Below are 21,181 nucleotides of genomic sequence, written 5' to 3' on the forward strand. Positions count from 1 at the left end.
GAATGACCCACCCGGAGTCCACCCCCAACGGTCACCGCCCCCCGGCCGCACGATCCGGCTGGCGCTGGCCGCTGCAGCGCTGGCGCGCGTGGTGGGACCGGCTGCCGCCGGCGACACAGGACCGGCTGGCCGTGCTCGGCCCGGTGGTCTCCGTGGTGCTGTTCCTGGCCGCGATCCTCTCGGCGCTGGTCTATTTCACGGAACAGGTAGCCAGCCAGGAACAGGAGGCGGTGATCCGCGACACCGAGTACGCGCAGCAGCGCCTGCGGCTGCGCCTGCTGGAGCGGCAGGAACAGCTGATGCGGCTGGCGCGGGACATCGCCAACCGCACGCTGGAGGAAACCGCCTTCGTCTTCCAGGCGGAGGCGCTGGTGCTGCAAAACCCGGAACTGCTCTCGGTGCACTGGGTGGGACCGTACCGCGAGGTCGTCACCGGCTACACGTCCCCCAGCGCCCCGGTGCACAGCCAGCGGCTCGCCGGACAGCCGCTGACGACCGAGGACACGGGCGGGGCGTTCGAACTGGCGCGCGACCTGCACCAGCCGGTGTACTCCCGCCCGCTGCGTTGGAACGACAGCGGCGCCACGCTGCTGCTGCTCGTGCCGTTCGAGGACCAGCGGCGCTTCGGCGGCGTCGTGATGGCCGAGTATTCGGTCGAGGGGCTGCTGCGCTACGGCGTCCCGCCGGAGGTGCTGGCGCGCTACGCGGTCACGCTCGTGGGCGAGGACGGCACGCTCTACGCCGGCACGCCGCTCAAGCCCCTGCAGACCCCCCTGTCGCGCCTGCCGTGGTCGGCGCGGCCGCAGCGCCACGAGCTGCCGATCACCCCGATCGGCAACAGCCTGCTGGTGCGCGCGGAGGGGCTGCGCGCCGACCGCGACGTGGGTAGCGAGGCGCTGTTCTGGCTGGTGGGCGCGATGAGCGTGGCGACCATCTGGATGCTGCTCGGCAACATGCGCCACACGCGCCGCCGATTGCAGGCGCAGCGCGCGCTGGTGGCGGAAACCAATTTCCGCCGCGCGATGGAAAACTCCATGCTCACCGGGATGCGGGCCCTGGACATGGAGGGGCGCATCACGTACGTCAACCGGGCGTTTTGCGACATGACGGGCTGGAGCGAGTCGGAGCTGATCGGGGCCCGGCCGCCGTTCCCTTACTGGCCGGAGAGCGAGCACGACACGCTGATGGCGCGGCTGCACGACGAAATCGCCGGGCGCAACGCGCCGGGCGGCTTCGAGGTGCCGGTCAAGCGCAAGAACGGCAGCATTTTCTACGCCCGCATGTACGTCTCGCCGCTCATCGACGCCCAGGGCCGCCAGACCGGCTGGATGACGTCGATGACCGACATCACCGAACCCAAGCGCATCCGCGAGGAGCTGACCGCGTCGTACGACCGCTTCGCGACCGTGCTCGACAGCCTCGACGAGGCGATCTCGGTCGCGCCGCTGCACAGCCACGAGCTGCTGTTCGCCAACCGGATGTACCGCAACTGGTTTGGCGACGGCCCGCATGGGCACGAGCGGCTGCTGGAGCTGTGCGCCGCGGTGCCGGTGATGCCGGCGCCGGAGGAAAACGACCAGGTGGACGCGCTCGCCGGGCTGCCTGCCGATGCGCTGATCGAGGCCGTGGCCGAACACGCCCAGATCCACGTGCCGGAACTGGGTAAGTGGCTCGAGCTGCGCACGCGCTACCTGACATGGGTGGACGGGCGACTGGTGCAAATGCTGATCGCGACCGACATCACCGCGCGATTGCACGCCGAAGAACAGGCCAAGTTGCAGGCCGAGCGCGCCGCCGCGGCCAGCCGCCTCATCACGATGGGCGAGATGGCCTCCAGCGTCGCGCACGAACTCAACCAGCCACTCACCGCGATCAGCAATTACGCCAACGGACTGATCTCGCGCCTGCGCGCCGGCCGCACCGACCACGACGAAATGCTGGCGGCGCTGGAGAAGACCGCGCGCCAGGCGCAGCGCGCCGGCTCGATCATCCAGCGCATCCGCGCCTTCGTCAAAAAGAGCGAGCCCAACCCGACGCTGTCGGACGTCGGGCAGATGGTGGCCAACGCGGTGGAACTGGCCAACATCGAGCTCAAGCGCCACCTCGTGCGCCTCAACGTGTACCAGGCCGAGCGCCTGCCGGCGCTGCTGGTGGACCCGATCCTGATCGAACAGGTGCTGATCAACCTGCTGAAAAACGCGGGCGAATCGATCCAGTGCGCGCAGCGCCCGCCACGGCAGCGGCTCGTGGAGCTGACCGTGACGCCGCGGCGGCTGGACGGGCGCGACGGCGTCGAGTTCATCGTGCGCGACAACGGCTGCGGCATTCCCCCGGAGCGGTTGGAACGCATCTACGAGGCCTTCTACAGCACCAAGGCCGAAGGGATGGGCATCGGCCTCAAGCTCTGCCGCTCGATCATCGAGTCGCACCACGGCCGGCTGCAGGCGCGCAACCTCTACAATGGCGGGGAAGTCGCCGGCTGCGAGTTCACATTCTGGCTGCCCGTGCCACACACCGACAGCCGCGGCACTCCTGCTGCCCACGTCAACGAGACCCAGACCTCGGAAGCGTCATGATGAGCCTGATTCCCAAGCGTGGAACCGTGTACGTGGTCGACGACGACGAAGCCGTCCGTGATTCACTGCAATGGCTCCTCGAGGGCAAGGATTTCCGGGTGCGCAGCTTCGATTCCGCCGAGGCGTTCCTCGCCCGCTACGACCCGCGCGAGGTGGCGTGCCTGATCGCCGACATCCGCATGGACGGCATGAGCGGCATGGAGCTGCAGCAGCGCCTGCTCGAGCGCCAATCGCCGCTGCCGGTCTGTTTCATCACCGGCCACGGCGACGTGCCGATGGCGGTGGAGGCGATGAAAAAAGGGGCGGTGGACTTCATCCAGAAACCCTTCGACGAGCAACAGCTGCTCGCGCTGGTGGAACGGATGCTGGAGACGGCCCGGGAGGCCTTCGCCGTGCACGAACAGGCCGCCACACGCGAGGCGCTGCTGGCCAAGCTGACCACGCGCGAGTCGCAGGTGCTTGAGCGCATCGTCGCCGGCCGGCTCAACAAGCAAATCGCCGACGACCTCGGCATCAGCATCAAGACGGTGGAGGCGCACCGCGCCAACATCATGGAAAAACTCGGCGCAAACACCGTGGCCGATCTGCTCAAGATCGCACTGGCGCCCGTGCCCAACAAAGGTTGAGATCCCCCGCATGACCGCGCAGCTCATCGATGGCCTGGCCCTGTCGCGCTTGTGGCGCACCCGTCTGACCGAGCGCGTCGCAGCGCTGCGCGCGCGCGGCGTGCAGCCGGGGCTGGCGGTGATTCTCGTCGGCGACGACCCCGCGAGCCAGGTGTACGTGCGCAACAAGGTCAAGGCCTGCCACGAGGTCGGCATCCATTCGGTGCTGGAAACCCACCCCGCCGACCTGAGCGAAGACGCGCTGCTGGCGCGCGTGCGCGCGCTCAACACAGACCCCGCGATTCACGGGATCCTCGTGCAACTGCCGCTGCCCCGGCACCTGGACGCCCACCGGGTGATCGAAACCATCGCCCCGGAAAAGGACGTCGATGGCTTTCACGTCGCCAACGCCGGGGCGCTGATGGTCGGGCAACCCGGGTTTTGGCCGTGCACGCCACACGGCTGCATGAAGATGCTGGAGCACATCGGCGTCGACCTGCGCGGCAAGCACGCGGTCGTCATCGGCCGCAGCAACATCGTCGGCAAGCCGATGGCGCTGATGCTGCTGCAGGCCAACGCGACCGTGACCATCTGCCACAGCGCCACCGCCGATCTGGCGCACCACACGCGCCAGGCGGACGTGATCGTCGCCGCGGTCGGCCGGCCGCGCATGCTCACCGCCGACATGGTCAAGCCCGGCGCGATCGTGATCGACGTCGGCATCAACCGTGACGCAAACGGCAAGCTCTGCGGCGACGTGGACTTCGACGCCGTGCGCGAAGTCGCCGGCTGGATCACCCCGGTGCCCGGCGGCGTGGGCCCGATGACGATCACGATGCTGCTGGCCAACACCGTGGACGCGGCCGAACGCGCCACCGCGTGACCCGCCCCGGAGCCCGATTCAGCCGCGGCGGCCGGCCAGCCACCACAGGCCGCGCAGCGCGCACAGCCACTGCAGCGCGACCAGCACGCTGCCCAGCCCGTGCCACAGCGCCAGGTTCGCCCCGGTCTGGCGCGCGGTGAGGATTTTTTCCGCGACGCCGAACTCCTGCACCAACCCTGACAGCGCGCCCAGCAGCAGCCACGGCAGCAGTGCCCAGCTTGCGTCACCGGCGGCGCCGCGCCCGCGCTGCGCCCGCCCCCACAGCAGCAGCGCCAGCGCCGCGGCCACACTCAGGTACGACTGCACCTGAAACAGCCGCGCCGCCATGCCACCGGCGACCGCCGGGTTGCTGAAGTGGTCGAACAGCAGCGGCACGGCGATGAAACTCAAGCCCGTGGTCACGCCCCACCAGAGGGCCGCGACCAGCAGCGGCCAGCGCGCGCGCCACGCGGCCACGGCGCCGGTGGAGGTGGCGGACGCACCCGCGCTCATTCGTAGCGCACCGCGACGATCTCGTAGCGCTTGACGCCGTTGGGCGCCTGCACCTCCGCGACGTCGCCCTCCTCCTTGCCGATGAGGGCGCGCGCGATCGGGCTGGAGACGTTGATCAGGCCCAGCTTCAGATCGGCCTCGTCCTCGCCGACGATCTGGTAGGTCACCTGCTCGCCCGTGGTGGCCTCTTCCAGCTCCACGGTGGCGCCGAACACCACCTTGCCACCGGCGTCGAGCTGCGCCGGGTCGATGATCTGGGCCGCGGCGAGCTTGCCCTCGATTTCCTTGATGCGCCCCTCGATGAAGCCCTGGCGATCCTTGGCCGCGTCGTACTCGGCGTTCTCGCTCAGATCGCCCTGCGCGCGCGCTTCGGCAATCGCCTGGATCACGGCGGGTCGTTCGACGGTCTTGAGGCGGTGCAGCTCCTCCTTGAGTTTTTCGGCACCGCGCTTGGTCAGCGGGATGGTCGGCATGGCGTCCTCGTGGTCACAAAAGCAAACCGCCGAGCGTTGCCGGTCGGCGGTGTCGTCTGGGCCACAATGATAACCGGTTTGCCGCGCGGGGAAACGGGGGCAAAAGGCCCCCGCAGGCCGTTGTGGGTGTGCTCCCCTCCATTGGCGGCCGCGTCGCGCGGCGCAGCCCCATGCACGACCCGCGTGCCGGGCCGTCCCGAGCCCGCGCCAACGCCTCGACAGCGGAACCGCACGGCCCCCGAGCCGGGGGCGTCAGGCGAGCTGCGCGTGCAGCTCCGCGAGCGAATGCACCGGCAGGTCCGCCATCACCTTCATGCCCTCCACCGCGGCCTCGGCGCCGAAGATGGTGGTGAAGGTGGTGACGCGGTTGGCCAACGACGCGACGCGGATGTAGCGCGAGTCGGCGATCGCGTTGCGGCGCTCCTCCACCGTGTTGATGACCATGGCGATTTCGCCGTTCTTGATCATGTCCACGATGTTGGGGCGGCCTTCGGTAACCTTGTTGACGACCTCGCACGGCACGCCCGCAGCCTGGATCACCGCGGCGGTGCCGCGCGTGGCGACCAGCTCGAACCCCATCGCCGCCAGATCGCGCGCGATCGGCACCACGCGCGGCTTGTCGCCGGGCTTGACCGACAGGAACACCTTGCGCACCGCGTCCGTCGGGCTGGGCAGCCGCGTGCCCGCGCCGAGCTGGCTCTTGACGAAGGCCTCGCCAAACGAGCGCCCCACGCCCATCACCTCGCCGGTGGACTTCATCTCGGGGCCGAGAATCGTGTCGACGCCCGGGAACTTGACGAAGGGGAAGACGGCCTCCTTGACGCTGAAGTACGGCGGCGTGACCTCGCGCGTCACTCCCTGCTCGGCCAGCGTACGGCCCGCCATGCAGCGCGCCGCGACCTTGGCGAGCTGGATGCCCGTGGCCTTGGACACGAACGGCACCGTGCGGCTGGCGCGCGGGTTGACCTCCAGCACGTAGATGACGTCTTGCTTGCCGCCCTGGCCGTCGTCCACCTCTTGGATCGCGAACTGCACGTTCATCAGGCCCACGACCTGCAGCGCCTCGGCGAGCGCCGCGGTCTGCCGCTTGATCTCGGCGACCGTCCCGGCCGACAGGTAATACGGCGGCAGCGAGCACGCGGAGTCGCCCGAGTGGACCCCCGCCTGCTCGATGTGCTCCATGACGCCCCCGATGAGCACCTGGCCGGTGGCGTCGCGGATGCAGTCGACGTCGCACTCGATGGCGTCGTTGAGAAAGCGGTCCAGCAGCACTGGCGAATCGTTGCTCACCTTGACCGCCTCGCGCATGTAGCGCTCCAGGTCACGCGGCTCGTGCACGATCTCCATCGCCCGCCCGCCCAGCACATAGCTCGGGCGCACGACGAGCGGATAGCCCAGCTCGGCGGCCTTGTCCATCGCCTCCGCCTCGGTGCGGGCGGTGGCGTTGGGCGGCTGCTTCAGCCCCAGGCGCTGCAGCATCTGCTGGAAGCGCTCGCGGTCCTCGGCGGCGTCGATCATGTCGGGGGTCGTGCCGATGATGGGCACGCCCGCGCGCTCCAGGCCCAGCGCGAGCTTCAGCGGCGTCTGCCCGCCGTACTGGACGATGACGCCCTCCGGGCGCTCCTTCGCGACGATCTCCAGCACGTCCTCCAGCGTCAGCGGCTCGAAGTACAGCCGGTCGCTGGTGTCGTAGTCGGTGGAGACGGTCTCCGGGTTGCAGTTGACCATGATGGTCTCGAAGCCGTCCTCGCGCAGTGCCAGCGCCGCGTGCACGCAGCAGTAATCGAACTCGATGCCCTGGCCGATGCGGTTGGGGCCGCCGCCGAGCACCATGATCTTGCGCCGGTTGCTGGGCTGCGCCTCGCACTCGTCCTCATACGTCGAGTACAGGTACGCCGTCGTCGTGGCGAACTCGGCCGCACAGGTGTCGACGCGCTTGTACACCGGGCGCACCCCCAGCGCGTGCCGGCGCGCGCGCACCGCGTCTTCGGTGGTCGCCAGCAGCTTCGCCAGCCGCCGGTCGGAAAAGCCCTTGCGCTTGAGCGTGCGCAGCGTCGTCGCGTCCAGCGCCTGCAGCGCGTTCGCCCCGTGCGCGGCGGTGTGGCGGTCCAGCGCGAGTTCGATTTGCACGATCTCCTGGATCTGCACGAGGAACCACTTGTCGATCTTCGTGAAGTGGTGCACCTCGTCGAGCGACCAGCCCGCGGCAAAAGCATCGCCAACATACCAGATGCGCTCCGGTCCCGGCTCACCCAGTTCGCGCTCCAGCGTCTCGCGGTCCTGGGTCTTCTCGTTCATGCCGTCAACGCCGACCTCCAGCCCGCGCAGCGCCTTCTGGAAGCTCTCCTGGAAGGTGCGGCCGATCGCCATCACCTCCCCCACCGACTTCATCTGCGTCGTCAGCCGGTCGTTGGCCTGCGGGAATTTCTCGAACGCGAAGCGCGGGATCTTGGTCACGACATAGTCGATCGTCGGCTCGAACGACGCGGGCGTCGCCCCCCCGGTGATCTCGTTGCGCAGTTCGTCGAGCGTGTAGCCCACCGCGAGCTTCGCCGCGACCTTGGCGATCGGGAAGCCGGTGGCTTTGGACGCCAGCGCCGACGAGCGGCTCACGCGCGGGTTCATCTCGATGACGATCATGCGACCGTCCTTCGGGTTGAGCGCGAACTGCACGTTGGAGCCGCCGGTGTCCACACCGATCTCGCGCAACACCGCGATGGAGGCGTCGCGCATGCGCTGGTATTCCTTGTCGGTCAGCGTCTGCGCCGGCGCCACGGTGATCGAGTCACCGGTGTGCACGCCCATCGGGTCGAGATTCTCGATCGAGCAGACGATGATGCAGTTGTCGGCCTTGTCGCGCACCACCTCCATCTCGAACTCTTTCCAGCCGACGAGCGACTCCTCGATGAGCAGCTCGTGCGTGGGCGAGGCCTCCAGCCCGCGCTTGCAGATGGTCTCGAACTCTTCCGGGTTGTAGGCGATGCCGCCCCCCGTGCCGCCCAGCGTGAAACTGGGCCGGATCACGCACGGAAAACCCACCGTGCGCTGCACGGCCCAGGCCTCCTCCATGCTGTGGGCGATGCCGGAGCGGGCCGACTCCAGCCCGATGCGCGTCATCGCCTCCTTGAATTTCAGCCGGTCTTCGGCCTTGTCGATCGCCTCCGGGCTGGCGCCGATCAGCTCGCACTTGTACTTGTGCAACACACCGTTGCGCCACAGGTCGAGCGCGCAGTTGAGCGCCGTCTGCCCGCCCATCGTCGGCAGGATCGCGTCCGGCCGCTCCTTGGCGATGACTTTTTCGACGGTTTGCCAGGTGATCGGCTCGATATAGACCGCATCGGCCGTGGCCGGGTCGGTCATGATCGTCGCCGGGTTGCTGTTGATCAGAATGACGCGGTAGCCCTCCTGGCGCAGCGCCTTGCACGCCTGCACGCCGGAGTAGTCGAATTCACACGCCTGGCCGATGACGATGGGCCCGGCGCCGATGATCAGAATGCTGCGAAGGTCGGTACGCTTGGGCATGGCATCACTTTCCGGCATCGGCCATCAGGGCCGTGAAGCGGTCGAACAGGTACGCGATATCGTGGGGTCCGGGCGACGCCTCGGGGTGCCCCTGGAAGCCGAACGCCGGGCGATCGGTGCGCGCGATCCCCTGCAGCGAGCCGTCAAAGAGGCTCACGTGCGTCGCGCGCAACGTCGCGGGCAGGCTGTCGGCGTCCACCGCAAAGCCGTGGTTCTGGCTGGTGATGCTCACGCGGCCGCTGTCGAGGTCCTTGACCGGGTGGTTGGCGCCGTGATGGCCGAATTTCATTTTGTACGTGCGCGCGCCGCTGGCCAGCGCCATGATCTGGTGTCCGAGGCAGATACCAAACGTCGGCACGCCGCGCTCGATGATCGTGGCCGCCGCGCGGATGGCGTAGTCACACGGCTCGGGGTCGCCCGGGCCGTTGGACAGAAACACCCCATCGGGCCGCAACGCCAGCACATCGGCCGCCGGGGTTTGCGCCGGCACCACCGTCACGCGACAGCCGCGCTCGGCCAGCATGCGCAGGATATTGCGCTTGACCCCGAAGTCGTACGCGACGACGTGAAAACGTGGGTTCGTCAGGCGGCCGTAACCGCGCGTGCCGTCCTCGCGCTGCAACCGCCACTCGGTCTCGGTCCACTCGTACGCGGTGGGCGTGGTGACCACGCGCGCCAGATCGAGCCCGGCCATGCGGGGGGCGGAACGCGCGGCCTCCACCGCCTGCGCGCGCACCGCGTCCGTCACCGCCTCACCCACCGCGAGGGCGATGATGGCACCGTTTTGGGCGCCGTGCTCTCGCAGGCGCCGCGTCAGCGCGCGCGTGTCGATCCCGGCGATCGCGACGATGCCCTGCCCGCGTAGGTAGTCCCCTAACGGCTGTTCGGCACGGAAATTGGAGTGAAGGGCGGGCAGGTCTTTGATGATCAGGCCGGCGGCTTGCACTGCGCCGGATTCGGTGTCCTCGCCGTTGACCCCGACGTTGCCAATGTGCGGGTACGTCAGCGTCACGATCTGCTGACGGTAGCTGGGGTCGGTGAGGATTTCCTGATAGCCGGTGATGGCAGTGTTGAACACCACTTCGCCGACGGTGCGTCCGGCGGCGCCGATGGACACACCTTCAAAGACCGTGCCGTCTGCGAGCGCGAGGATGGCGGGTGCAAGGACGGGAAACACGGACACTCTCCAGGACGTTGAAGACGCGCCCGCACCGCACCGGCCCCGTCCGCCGCAGCGCCCGGGTGCAACCTGCGTGGCAGGGTGCGACGGGGGCTCGCAGGACAGTCGCCGGGTGCTTCCGCGGACGGTCTGGGTAAACCTTGGAATTATAGCCCGCCGAAGGCGCTGACCGCGCTCGCGTGCAGGCAAATCGCCGCGGCGGCCGCGACGTTGAGCGACTCCTGACCACCCGGCTGGATGATGCGCACCGTCGTCGTCGCGCGCGCCATCCAGCGCAGATCGACGCCCTGCCCCTCGTGCCCGAACAGCCAGGCGCACGGCCACGGCAGGCGCGCGGTGTGCAGCCACGCCCCCTGGTGGGAGCTGGTGGCGATCAGCGGCACGCGCAGCGCCTCCACCGCCGCGGCGTCCGCGCCCTCGACCAGGTGCAGGCCGAAGTGCGCGCCCATCCCGGCGCGCAGCACCTTCGGCGACCACAGTGCGGCCGTCGCGCGCAGCGCGATCACCTGCGCAAACCCGAACGCCGCCGCGCTGCGCAGGATCGAGCCGACATTGCCCGGATCCTGCAGCCGGTCCAGCACCACCGTCGGCACATCGGGCCGCACCGATGTACCCTCCGCCAGCGGCAGCAGACACGCCACGCTCGGCGGCGACTCCAGTGGGCTGATGTGCCCCATCACCGCGTCGGTCACCGTCCACACCGGCACATCGGCCGCAAGCCCACCCTCCCGACGCCAGCGCTCGACCCAGTGCATCCCGGCCGGGGTGACGATCACCGCCTCGGGCCGATGCCCCTGTGCCAGCGCCGCGGCGCACAGGTGATCGCCCTCCACCCACACCTGCCCCTCGCGCCGGTAGGCGCCCCCCTCGTGCGCGAGGCGTCGCAGCCGTTTGATGCGCGGGTTGTCGCGCGAGGCAATGACGTCGCCGGTCATGCCACCGACCCGCCGTGCGCCAACAAGGCCTGCGCCACCGGCCCGAAACTGCGGCGGTGCCACGGCGTCGGGCCATACTGCCGGATCGCGGCGAGGTGCTGCGCCGTGCCGTATCCGCGGTGACGATCGAACCCGTAGGCCGGATGGGCCGCATGCGCCTCGTCCATCAGCCGGTCGCGCGTGACCTTGGCGACGATCGACGCGGCGGCGATCGCGTCCACCGTCGCGTCGCCGCGCACGACCGCCTCCGCGCGCACCGGCAGCACCGGCAGCCGGTTGCCGTCCACCAGCACGAGCGACGGCCGCAGGCGCAGCGCCGCCACCGCCCGCTGCATCGCGGTGAGCGTCGCCTGCAGGATGTTGAGGCGGTCGATCTCCTCCACGCTGGCCGTGCCGACGCCAACGCACAGCGCCCGCGCGCGGATGGCCTCGTAGAGCAGCTCACGCCGCGCGGGACTGAGCGTCTTGGAGTCAGCCAACCCGTCGATCGGTTGCGCGTCGTCCAGGATCACCGCCGCCGCGACGACCGGCCCCGCCAGCGGGCCGCGGCCGGCTTCATCGACACCGGCGACCAGTCCCCCGTCGCCCCAATCGAACGCGCACTGACGTGCCACGGCAGGCGCGCGGACCGCGCGGCGGCTCATGGGCGGCCTCCGCGCGCGAGCAGCGGCTCCAGCGCCTGTACGGTCAACCCCACTGTATCGCGCCGCAGCGCCGCATGCAGCTCGACAAACCGCGCCACCACCTGAGCGCGGCGCGCCCGGGCCGCGGCATCGTCGGCCAGCCACGCCAGCGTCTCGCGCGCCAGCGCCTCGGGCGTCGCGGCGTCCTGCAGCAGTTCCGGAACGAGAAACGCTTGGGCCAGGATATTGGGCAACCCAACCCACGGCTGCAGGCGCTTGCGCTGCGTCAGCCACCACGACAGCGGATGCATGTGGTACGCGATCACCATCGGGCGCTTGAACAGCGCGGCCTCCAGCGTCGCCGTACCGCTGGCCACGAGCGTCGCGTCGCACGCGGCGAGCGCCGTGTGCGCATCGCCGCGCAACACCGTGACCGCGTCCGCGACATCGCTGCCCGCCACCTGGGCGCGGATCGCCGGCTCCAGCGCGGGCACGGCCGGCAGTACGAAGCGGATGTCCGGCCGATCGCGCCGCATCCGCGCCGCCGCCTGCAAAAACCGCGGAAGCAGGTGCGCGATCTCCGCGCGGCGGCTGCCGGGCAACAGCGCCACCAGCGCCAACGCGTCGTCCACCCCGATGCGCTGGCGTGCCCCCGCACGGTTTGGCTCGTCCGGAATGACCGCGGCCAGCGGATGGCCCACGTAAGTCGCGGCGATGCCGTGTTCGGCCAGCAACGCCGGCTCGAACGGGAAAATGCACAGCACGTGGTCGCACGCCCGGCGGATCAGCGCGACCCGCTCGGGCCGCCATGCCCAGATCGCCGGCGCGACGAAATGCACGGTTGGGATCCCAGCGGCACGCAGATCGGCCTCCAGCGCGAGATTGAAATCCGGCGCGTCGATGCCCATGAACAGCGTCGGGCGTTGCGCCAGCAGCCGCTCGCGCAACCGGCGGCGGATGCCGACGATCTCGCGGTAGTGGCGCAGCACCTCGACATAGCCGCGCACGGCCAGCTTCTCGCTCGGCCACCAGGCCTCGAAGCCCGCGGCCTGCAGGGCCTCGCCGCCGATACCGGCCGCGCGCAGCCCCGGCCAGCGCGCCTGCAGCCCCCGCAGCAGCTGCGCCGCCAGGACGTCACCCGACGCCTCGCCTGCCACCAGGGCCAGGCGCAGCGGGACCGAGGCACCGGGCACCGCGTCCGCCACCGCCCACCTCAGCGCACGATGCCCCGCTCGGGGTTCACGCCGGCCAGAAACGCGCGCATCAGCGCGACGTCCGCCGCCGCATCCGGGTAGCGCGCGGTCAGCGCGTCGATGCGCTCGACCGCCTGCGCGAGCGTCAGCCCCTCGCGGTACAGCGCCTTGTGCATCGCCTTGACCGCGGCGATGCGGCTGGCGCTGAACCCCCGGCGGCGCAGCCCCTCGAAATTCATCGAGCGCGCCTGCGCGGGCTGCCCCTGCGCCATCACGAACGGCGGCACGTCGGCAAACAGCAGCGCGCACATCGCCGTCATCGCGTGCGCGCCGATGCGCACGAACTGGTGCACCACCGTAAAGCCACCCAGAATCGCCCAGTCGCCCACCTGCACGTGCCCGGCGAGCTGCGCGTTGTTGGCAAAAATCGTGTGGTCGCCCACCACGCAGTCGTGCGCGAGGTGGGTGTACGCCATCATCCAGTTGTCGTTGCCCAGCCGCGTGACGCCGCCGCCCTGCACCGTACCAATGTGGTAGGTGCTGTACTCGCGGATGGTGTTGCGGTCACCGATGATGAGTTCGCACGGCTCACCGGCGTACTTCTTGTCCTGGCTGGGCAGGCCCAGGCTCACGAACGGGTAGATGCGGTTGTCGCGCCCGATCGTCGTGTGCCCGTCGATCACGCAGTGCGCGCCGATCGTCGTGCCGGCGCCGATGCGCACGTGCGGCCCGATGACGGTGTAGGGCCCCACCTCGACATTGGCGTCGAGCTGGGCGTGCGGGTCGACCAGCGCGGTCGGGTGGATGCGGGCCATCGGCGGACACTCAGGCAATCGTGCGCATCGTGCACATCAGTTCCGCCTCGCACGCGACCTCGTCGCCGACGCGGGCGGTGCCCTTGAACTTGAAGATGCCAGCCTTCATGCGCTCCAGCGTCACGTCCATCACGAGCTGGTCGCCCGGCTCCACCGGCCGCTTGAAGCGCGCGCCGTCGATCCCGGCAAAGTAGTACACCGTCTTGTCGTCCGGCGTCACCCCCAGCGTCTCGAAGGCCAGCAGCGCCGCGGTCTGCGCCAGTGCCTCCAGCATCAGCACGCCCGGAAACACCGGCCGGTGCGGGAAATGCCCGGTGAACACCGGCTCGTTGATCGTGACGTTCTTCAGCGCCCGGATCGAGACGCCTTTTTGCACGTCCAGCACCCGGTCCACCAGCAGGATCGGGTAGCGGTGCGGCAGTTGTTTGAGGATCTGGTGGATGTCCATGGTCATGTGGTGCGTCGCTCCAAGGCCTTGAGCCGCTCGCGCAGCGCGTGCAGCTGGCGCAGCGTGGCCGCGTTCTTTTCCCAGGCGCGATTGTCGTCGATCGGGAAGATGCCGCTGTACTGTCCCGGCTGCAGGATCGAGCGCATCACGACCGAGGCCGCCGAAATGTGCACGTGATCGGCCAGCTCCAGATGCCCGAGCACGATGGCCCCGCCACCGAGCGTGCAGAAAGCCCCGATCCGGGCGGAGCCGGCGATGCCGACGCAACCGGCCATCGCCGTGTGACGCCCCACGTGGACGTTGTGGCCGATCTGGATCAGGTTGTCGAGCTTGACGCCATCCTCCAGCACGGTATCGCCCAGCGCCCCGCGGTCGATGCAGCAGTTGGCGCCGATCTCGACGTCGTCGCCGATGCGCACCGCGCCGAGCTGCTCGATCTTGATCCATTCCCTGCCCGTGCCATCCGGCAGCGGTGCCGGCGCGAAACCAAAGCCGTCGGCCCCGATGATGGTGCCGCCGTGCACGATGCCGCGCGCACCGATCACACAGTCGTAGCCGATCACGACACCGGGCCCGAGGCGCGTCCCCGCGCCGACGCGGGCACGCGCCTCCACCACCGCGTGGGGGCCGATGTCCACCTGCGCCTCGACGACGGCCTGCGCTTCGATCACCGCGTGCGGACCGATCGACGCGCTGGGATGCACCTGCGCCGACGAATCGACCCACGCGGTCGGGTGCACACCCGCGCGGCGCGGGCGCGGCTGCACGTGCTCGCGCCACCATTGCGTCAGGCGCGCAAACGTCAGGTAAGGATCCGGGCATTCCCAGCACGCCCAACCACCGGGCGGCGGATCGGCGCGCCCGAGCACGTCGGCCACCAGCGCCGGCGGCGCGATCACGACGCCCGCACGCGAGGCCGCCAGTGCCGTGCGGTAGCGCGGATGCGCGACGAACGAGAGCGCATCCTCCCCCGCCGCGGCCAGCGGCGCCAGCCGCGCCACGGCTCGATCCATCGCACCATGCAAAACGCCGCCAAAGGCGGCGTGGAGTTCGCGCAGCGCGACGCTCACTTGGCGTTGTTCAGGCCGCTGATCACCTTGTCGGTGATGTCGTGCTTGGGCGCGATGTAGACCGCCTCCTGCAGGATCAGGTCGTACTTTTCGGTCTCGGCGATCTGCCGGATCACGCGGTTGGCGCGCTCGATGACCGCCTGCAGCTCCTCATTGCGACGCTGCGCGAGATCCTCCTGGAACTCGCGGCGGCGGCGCTGGAAGTCACGGTCGAGCTCCACCACCTGGCGCTGGCGGCTCGCGCGCTGCGACTCCGACAGCGTCGGCAGGTCCTTTTCGAGCTTTTCGGTGGCTTGGCGCAGCTGCTCGCCGAGCTGGTTGAGCTCGCGCTCGCGGCGGGCAAACTCCTGCTCCAGGCGCGACTGCGCCGCCTTGGCGGCGTTGGAGTCGCGCAGGATGCGCTCGGTGCTGACGAAGCCGATCTTGAGATCCTGGGCGAACGATGCGACGGCGGTGGATGCAACGACCACGGCCAGCGCGCAGCGGGTGCCCCAGCGGCGAAGGGAAAGTGCCATCAGAATGCGGTACCGATTTGGAATTGAATGGTTTGCGTCTTGTCACCGGCTTGCTTGCGCACCGGCTTGGCAAAGGCGATTCTAAGGGGCCCGACCGGAGAAATCCAACTCACCCCCACACCGGCAGAAGCGCGCAGGTCGCTCAGCCGAAACTTCTGGTCGGGCGCATAGACGTTGCCGACATCAAAGAACCCGAACAGCCGCAGCGTCCGGTCGTTGCCAGCGCCCGGGAACGGCGCGATCAGCTCGGTATTGAGCAACACCATTTTCGTGCCGCCCAGGTACGCCACATCGGTGCTGCCGGTCAACGGACTGCGGGCACCGAGGGTTCCCTGCTCGAAGCCGCGCACCGAGCCCAGACCGCCGCCGTAGAAGTGCTTGAACAGCGGGAACGGCTTGCCGCCAAGCCCCTTGCCCCAGCCCGCCTCGGCGTTGAACGCCACGGTGAACTTCTTGTTGAGCGGGATGTACTGCTGGTACTGGGCGCTGGCCTTGACGTAGCGCGTGTCGCCGGCGATGCCGAGCTCGCCGTTGACCCGGCGCAGCGTCCCCTGGTTGGGCACGAGCGCGCTGTCGCGCTCGTCGCGCGCCCAGCCCACCGTCAGCGGCACCGACAGCGGGCTGTCACCGAAGTCCCGGATGAAATCGTTGTACGCCACCGGCATGCGATTGCCGGGCTCGATCTTCGTCTGCTCGACGCCGATGCCGAAGTAGACCGTGTCGATCTCTGTAAACGGCACACCAAAGCGAATGCTCGCCCCAGGTGTCACCAGCCGGTAATCGCCGTCCTGCGCATCGTATGGACGGGTCGTGCGATAGTACAGATCGATCGTGCGCGACACCCCATCGTCCGTGAAATACGGGTTCGTCGTGCTCAACACGAACTGCCGGTTGAACTTGCTGGTGTTGACGTTCAACCCCAGGTAGTTGCCGGTGCCGAAGACGTTTTCCTGCTGGATGCCGGCGAGCAGCGAGAGCTTTTCCGCCTGCGAGTAGCCGGCACCGATCGTGAGGTTACCGGTGGGCTTCTCGACCACGGTCACGACGAGGTCGACCTGATCGGGCGCGCCCGGAACCTCTTGCGTGTCGATACGCACCTCGGTGAAGAACCCCAGACGGTCGACCCGGTCACGCGACAGGCGGATCTTGTCGCTGTCGTACCAAGCCGATTCGAGCTGGCGGAATTCGCGCCGGATGACTTCGTCGCGCGTGCGGTTGTTGCCCTCGACCTGGATGCGACGCACGTAGGCGCGGCGCGAGGGCTGGCCGCGCAGGACGATCGTGACGCGGTTTTTCTCGCGGTCGATCTCGGGCACCGCCTCCACACGCGCAAACGCGTAGCCAAACGCGCCGTAATAGTCGGTGAACGCCTTCACCGTCTCGGCGACGTGCTCGGCGTTGTAGGCCTCGCCGGCGCGGATGCGGATGAGCGACTGAAACTCCGCCTCCTTGCCGAGGAAGTCACCCTCCAGCCGCACCGCCGACACCGCGTAGCGCGGCCCCTCCGTGATGTTGATGGTCAACGACAGCGCCGACTTGTCCGGCGACAGCGCGACCTGCGTGGAGTCAATGTTGAACTCGAGATAGCCGCGCGTCAGGTAGTACGAGCGCAGCGTTTCGAGGTCGGCGTTGAGCTTGGCGCGGGAGTAACGGTCGCTCTTCGTGTACCAGCTCAGCCACCCACCGGTGTCGAGGTCGAACAGGTCGAGCAGCGTCTTTTCGGAAAACGCCTGGGCGCCGACAATGCGGATCTCGCGGATCTTGGTCACGTCGCCCTCGACGACGTGGAAATTGAGGTTGACGCGGTTGCGCTCGATCGGCGTGACCGTCGTCGTCACCTGCACCGCATACATGCTGCGGTTGAGGTACTGGCGCTTGAGCTCCTGCTCGGCGCGGTCGGCCAGCGCCCGGTCGAACGGCCGCCCTTCGGTGAGGCCGATATCGCGCAACGCCTTGCGCAGCACCTCGTTGTCGAACTCCTTGACGCCGCTGAAACTGACGTCGGCCACCGTCGGGCGCTCTTCGACGATGACGACCAGCACGTCGCCGTCGACCTGCAGGCGCACGTCCGAAAACAGCCCGAGGCCGAACAGCGCCCGGATCGCCGCCGCGCCCTGCTCGTCCGAGTATGTGTCACCCACACGAAACGGCAGCGACGCGAACACCGTGCCAGGCTCGACGCGCTGCAAGCCCTCGATGCGGATGTCGCGGACGGTGAAAGGATCGACGGCCCAGGCGGGCACTGCGGTGGCCAGCGTCGCGAGCAACAGGCCCGCGCGCGCGCGCCAGGAGCGCTGTAGAGTGGGTTTCATGCGATACGAGAACGCCCGGGTTCAACCGAGCAATCGGGCCAGATCGTTGAAGATGGCCAGCGACATCAGCGCCACGAGGATGGCCACCCCTCCTCGCTGCAGCCGCTCCATCCACACCTCCGACAGCGGCCGACCGGCCACCGCCTCCCACAGATAATACATCAGGTGCCCCCCGTCGAGGACCGGCAACGGCAGCAGGTTGAGCACACCGAGGCTGACGCTGACGAGCGCGAGGAACGTCAGAAACGGCACCAGCCCGAGGCTCGCGGAGCGCCCGGCATAGTCGGCGATCGTCAGCGGCCCGCTGAGGTTGCGCAGCGACGCCTCGCCGATCAGCATCTTGCCGAACATCTGCAGCGACAGCGCCGACACCTCCCACGTGCGGCGCACGCCTTCCGCCAGCGCGTCGAGCGGTCCGAGCGAGACGGTTGTCATCGCCGGCGCGGCACCGATCATCGCGCCGATGCGCCCCACCCAGCCCTCGCCCTGCCGCTCCGCACGCGGGGTGACGACGACCTCCAGCGGCTGCCCGTCGCGCTCGATGCGCCAGCGCTGCGCGCGCGCGCGCCCCGCGTCATCGACCGCCACGCGGATGCGGGCGCGCAGCTGCTGCGCATCCGTCATCGGCTCGCCATCGACGGCCAGCACGCGATCGCCCGGCTGCAAGCCGGCCAGCGCGGCCGGGCTGTCCGGCAACACCTCGCCGACCTGCGGCGCGGACCACGGCGCGACGATGCCGATGCGCTCGAACAGCCGCGCATCGACGTCCCGCGCCTCCAGCGCCGACAGCGGCAGCGCCACTTCACGCCCTGGCGCCTGGGGCGCGTCGGCCAGCCACAGCCGCACGTCCTGCCCGTCGAGCGCCGCACGCGTCAGGTGCCAGCGCAGCTCATCAAAGGAGCGCAGCATCCGCGGCTCATCCTGCGCGGGCGCCACCGCCGTCACCCACTCCCCGCTGCGGATGCCGGCCCGCTCAGCCAGCGAGTCCGGCGTCGGACTCGCGAGCACCGGCAAGGCCTGCGGCACGCCCCACCACGCCACGAGCGCGTACAGCAAGACGGCCAACAACAGGTTGGCCGCGGGCCCGGCCGCGACGATCGCCGCGCGCCGCCGCAGTGGCTGGGCGTCGAAGGCCAAGTGCCGCTGGCCATCCGGCACCGGCCCTTCACGCCCATCGAGCATGCGCACGTACCCGCCCAACGGCAGGGCAGCGACGACGAACTCCGTGCCCCGCCGGTTGCGCCAGGTCCACAGCGGCCGGCCAAAGCCGATCGAAAACCGCAACACCGGCACCCCACAGGCCACCGCCATGCGGTAGTGGCCCCATTCGTGGACGGCAATCAGGATGGCGATCGCCACCAGAAACGACAAAACGGTCACCATGGATGCATCATCCCTCGTGCGGGGTTGGCGTGCCGGATCGGCGCGGGCGCATCACGCCCCGGCGTAGGCGCGCACCCGCTGCTCGGCGTGCACGCGCGCCTCGCGATCCAGCGCGAGCAAATCGTCGAGCGACTGCGGCTTGGAGGGGGCAAAACTCGCCAGCGTTCCCTCGTTGACCGCGTGGATGCGGTCGAAGCGCAGGCGCCCGTCCAGAAACGCCTGCACCGCGACCTCGTTGGCGGCGTTGAGCACCGCCGTGGTGCCCGCGGGCGCACACAGCGCCTCCCACGCCAGAAAAAGCCCCGGAAAACGCCGCCGGTCCGGCGCCTCGAAGGTCAGCGCGCCCAGCGTCGCGAAATCGAGCGCCTCGGCGCCGGAGACGATGCGCTCGGGCCAGCTCAGGCCATACGCGATCGGCACCCGCATGTCCGGCGTGCCGAGCTGCGCAACGATGGAGCGGTCGCGGTACTGCACCATCGAGTGCACGACGCTTTGCGGGTGAATGACGACGTCGATCTGCTCCGGCGCAAAACCGAACAGGTAGCGCGCCTCGATCACCTCCAACGCCTTGTTCATCATCGTCGCCGAATCGACCGAAATCTTGCGCCCCATCACCCAGTTCGGATGGGCACAGGCCTCCTCGGGCGTGACGGCCGCCAGCGTCGCCGGGTCGCGCTGCCGAAACGGACCGCCGGAGGCGGTCAGCACGATCTTGTCCACGCGCTGCGGCCACGTCTGCGGATCCTCCGGCAGCGCCTGAAAGATCGCGGAGTGCTCGCTGTCGATCGGCAGCACGTGCGCGCCCCCGGACCGCACGGCGTCGACGAACAGCTCCGCCCCGACGACGAGCGCCTCTTTGTTCGCGAGCAGCAGGCGCTTGCCCGCGCGCGCGGCGGCCAGGCACGGTGCCAGGCCGGCGGCCCCGACGATGGCCGCCATCACGGTGTCCACCGCGGGGTGCGCCGCAATCTCCGCCAAGGCCTGCGGCCCCGCCAGCGGCTCCGTGGCCAACCCTCGCTCGCGCAGACCCACCGCCAACGCATCGAGGTGCGCCGCCCCGATCACCGCCCAGCGCGGGCGGAAACGCTCGCACAGCGCGAGCAGGGCCTCGACCTGGCGCTCGGCACTGAGCGCGACGACTTCGAAGCGGTCGGGGTGCCGGGCGACGACATCGAGCGTGTTGCCGCCGATGGAACCGGTGGCCCCCAGCACGGCCACGCGCTGCCGGTGGGCGACGGAAAAACGGTGCGGATGCGGGGTCATGGGGTCGGATGGGACGATCTCAGGGGCCAGCGTCGGGGGGCAATGGGCGGGTCAGATCGCCCCGCTCAGCAGCGCCATCGCCGCGGGCAACACGGGCAGCAGGGCGTCGACCCGGTCGAGCACCCCCCCGTGCCCCGGCAGCAACGCGCTGGAATCCTTCACACCGGCGCTGCGCTTGACGAGCGACTCGAAGAGATCCCCCGCGACGCTCGCCGCCGTCAACACGCACAGGGCCGGCAGCGCGACCGGCAGCCCGTGGGCCAGCAGGCGCGGATAGAGCGCATCGCCCGCCGGCGGCCAAAGGCCCGCGATCGCCGTCCACGCCAGCGCCAGCGCCAACACGGCAAGCAAGCCCCCAACGGCCCCCTCCCACGTCTTGCCGGGGCTGATGCGCGGCGCCAGCTTGCGCCGCCCGAAAGCGCGGCCCGCGAAGTACGCCGCCACGTCCGCCACCCACACCAGCGCCAGCGCGCTCAGCAGCACACCAAACCCTTGGGCGTGCAGACCGACGAGCGCCCACCACGCCGCCGCCAGGGCCACCCAGCCGAACACCAGCCGCAACGCCGCGGGCCAACGCGGCCAGCCCTCGACACCGCCGCGCAACGCCGCCACCAGCACCACGGCCCAGCCCGTCGTCACGCCCCACCAGACGGCCGCCGGGACGGGCACCTCGCCGACCCGCGCCCACGCCACCACCAACACGAGCGCGAGCGCACCACCGACGGCCACTGCCACCGCATGGCGCAGGCCGTTGAGGCGCCCCCACTCCCAGGCGGCGGCGCCCATCAGCGCCGCGGTGACGAGGGCGAACGGCCAGGTGCCGCGCCACACCATCGCCGGCACCAGCACCAGCAACAGCGCCACCGCCGTGATCACGCGCTGCAGCAGCATAC

The 21,181-nt window shown here is 69.7% G+C and carries 18 protein-coding genes; 3 read left to right on the plus strand and 15 right to left on the minus strand.

What is annotated here, in order from left to right:
• The first annotated feature begins 2 nt into the window (after positions 1-2).
• Genes LCC91_RS05755 through folD form a run of 3 tightly spaced genes read left to right on the plus strand, consistent with a single transcriptional unit; the run spans position 3 to position 4,064 of the window.
• On the plus strand, positions 3-2,576 hold the full coding sequence (locus LCC91_RS05755) for a PAS domain-containing sensor histidine kinase (RefSeq protein WP_143897790.1): 2,574 nt from the start codon (positions 3-5) through the stop codon (positions 2,574-2,576).
• Entirely contained in the window at positions 2,576-3,202 is a 627-nt protein-coding gene (locus LCC91_RS05760; protein WP_043703522.1) for a response regulator transcription factor, read from the plus strand. Before LCC91_RS05755 ends, LCC91_RS05760 begins: the two co-directional genes overlap by 1 nt.
• Positions 3,203-3,212: 10 nt before the next feature.
• Complete coding sequence (gene folD / locus LCC91_RS05765; RefSeq protein ID WP_043703524.1) at positions 3,213-4,064, plus strand: bifunctional methylenetetrahydrofolate dehydrogenase/methenyltetrahydrofolate cyclohydrolase FolD; 852 nt, start codon at positions 3,213-3,215, stop codon at positions 4,062-4,064.
• 18 nt (positions 4,065-4,082) lie between these two features.
• Here the strand turns inward: folD and LCC91_RS05770 are convergent, their stop codons facing one another.
• The 15 genes from LCC91_RS05770 to LCC91_RS05840 all read right to left on the minus strand — a co-directional run bounded on the left by LCC91_RS05770 (position 4,083) and on the right by LCC91_RS05840 (position 21,179).
• On the minus strand, positions 4,083-4,556 hold the full coding sequence (locus tag LCC91_RS05770) for a DUF4149 domain-containing protein (protein ID WP_052231791.1): 474 nt from the start codon (positions 4,554-4,556) through the stop codon (positions 4,083-4,085).
• Positions 4,553-5,029 (minus strand): transcription elongation factor GreA, encoded by a 477-nt coding sequence (gene greA, locus LCC91_RS05775; protein ID WP_043703526.1) that lies wholly within the window; start codon positions 5,027-5,029, stop codon positions 4,553-4,555. Before greA ends, LCC91_RS05770 begins: the two co-directional genes overlap by 4 nt.
• Positions 5,030-5,281: 252 nt before the next feature.
• Positions 5,282-8,551 carry a carbamoyl-phosphate synthase large subunit gene (gene carB, locus LCC91_RS05780; RefSeq protein WP_143897792.1) on the minus strand — a complete coding sequence of 1,090 codons (3,270 nt, stop codon included), beginning with the start codon at positions 8,549-8,551 and terminating at the stop codon, positions 5,282-5,284.
• Between the two features lie 4 nt (positions 8,552-8,555).
• Complete coding sequence (gene carA, locus LCC91_RS05785) at positions 8,556-9,728, minus strand: glutamine-hydrolyzing carbamoyl-phosphate synthase small subunit (protein WP_043703529.1); 1,173 nt, start codon at positions 9,726-9,728, stop codon at positions 8,556-8,558.
• Between the two features lie 149 nt (positions 9,729-9,877).
• Positions 9,878-10,666 (minus strand): TrmH family RNA methyltransferase, encoded by a 789-nt coding sequence (locus LCC91_RS05790; RefSeq protein ID WP_043703531.1) that lies wholly within the window; start codon positions 10,664-10,666, stop codon positions 9,878-9,880.
• The gene (rnhB, locus tag LCC91_RS05795; protein WP_043703533.1) at positions 10,663-11,310 is read right to left on the minus strand and encodes a ribonuclease HII; all 648 of its coding nucleotides are present in this window, start codon (positions 11,308-11,310) and stop codon (positions 10,663-10,665) included. Before rnhB ends, LCC91_RS05790 begins: the two co-directional genes overlap by 4 nt.
• A complete protein-coding gene (lpxB, locus tag LCC91_RS05800; protein ID WP_224441042.1) occupies positions 11,307-12,494 on the minus strand; it encodes a lipid-A-disaccharide synthase in 1,188 nt (395 codons plus the stop codon). The genes rnhB and lpxB overlap by 4 nt, the downstream gene beginning before the upstream one ends.
• Before the next feature lie 8 nt (positions 12,495-12,502).
• Positions 12,503-13,297 (minus strand): acyl-ACP--UDP-N-acetylglucosamine O-acyltransferase, encoded by a 795-nt coding sequence (gene lpxA / locus LCC91_RS05805; protein WP_043703534.1) that lies wholly within the window; start codon positions 13,295-13,297, stop codon positions 12,503-12,505.
• A gap of 10 nt (positions 13,298-13,307) precedes the next feature.
• Complete coding sequence (fabZ, locus tag LCC91_RS05810; protein WP_043703535.1) at positions 13,308-13,745, minus strand: 3-hydroxyacyl-ACP dehydratase FabZ; 438 nt, start codon at positions 13,743-13,745, stop codon at positions 13,308-13,310.
• A 2-nt stretch (positions 13,746-13,747) separates the two neighbouring features.
• Entirely contained in the window at positions 13,748-14,815 is a 1,068-nt protein-coding gene (lpxD, locus tag LCC91_RS05815) for a UDP-3-O-(3-hydroxymyristoyl)glucosamine N-acyltransferase (protein WP_043703536.1), read from the minus strand.
• Complete coding sequence (locus LCC91_RS05820; RefSeq protein ID WP_052231792.1) at positions 14,812-15,330, minus strand: OmpH family outer membrane protein; 519 nt, start codon at positions 15,328-15,330, stop codon at positions 14,812-14,814. Before LCC91_RS05820 ends, lpxD begins: the two co-directional genes overlap by 4 nt.
• Positions 15,330-17,642, minus strand: coding sequence for an outer membrane protein assembly factor BamA (gene bamA / locus LCC91_RS05825; RefSeq protein WP_043703537.1), 2,313 nt, complete (start codon positions 17,640-17,642; stop codon positions 15,330-15,332). Before bamA ends, LCC91_RS05820 begins: the two co-directional genes overlap by 1 nt.
• 21 nt (positions 17,643-17,663) lie before the next feature.
• Positions 17,664-19,025: an RIP metalloprotease RseP gene (gene rseP, locus LCC91_RS05830; RefSeq protein WP_043703538.1), complete on the minus strand. Its 1,362-nt coding sequence runs from the start codon at positions 19,023-19,025 to the stop codon at positions 17,664-17,666.
• 51 nt (positions 19,026-19,076) lie between these two features.
• Entirely contained in the window at positions 19,077-20,288 is a 1,212-nt protein-coding gene (gene dxr, locus LCC91_RS05835; protein ID WP_052231793.1) for a 1-deoxy-D-xylulose-5-phosphate reductoisomerase, read from the minus strand.
• A 51-nt stretch (positions 20,289-20,339) separates the two neighbouring features.
• Complete coding sequence (locus LCC91_RS05840; protein ID WP_043703539.1) at positions 20,340-21,179, minus strand: phosphatidate cytidylyltransferase; 840 nt, start codon at positions 21,177-21,179, stop codon at positions 20,340-20,342.
• Positions 21,180-21,181 lie beyond the last annotated feature (2 nt).

Source organism: Tepidimonas taiwanensis (genome assembly GCF_020162115.1).
In the GTDB taxonomy this organism is placed as follows: Bacteria; Pseudomonadota; Gammaproteobacteria; order Burkholderiales; family Burkholderiaceae_C; genus Tepidimonas; species Tepidimonas taiwanensis.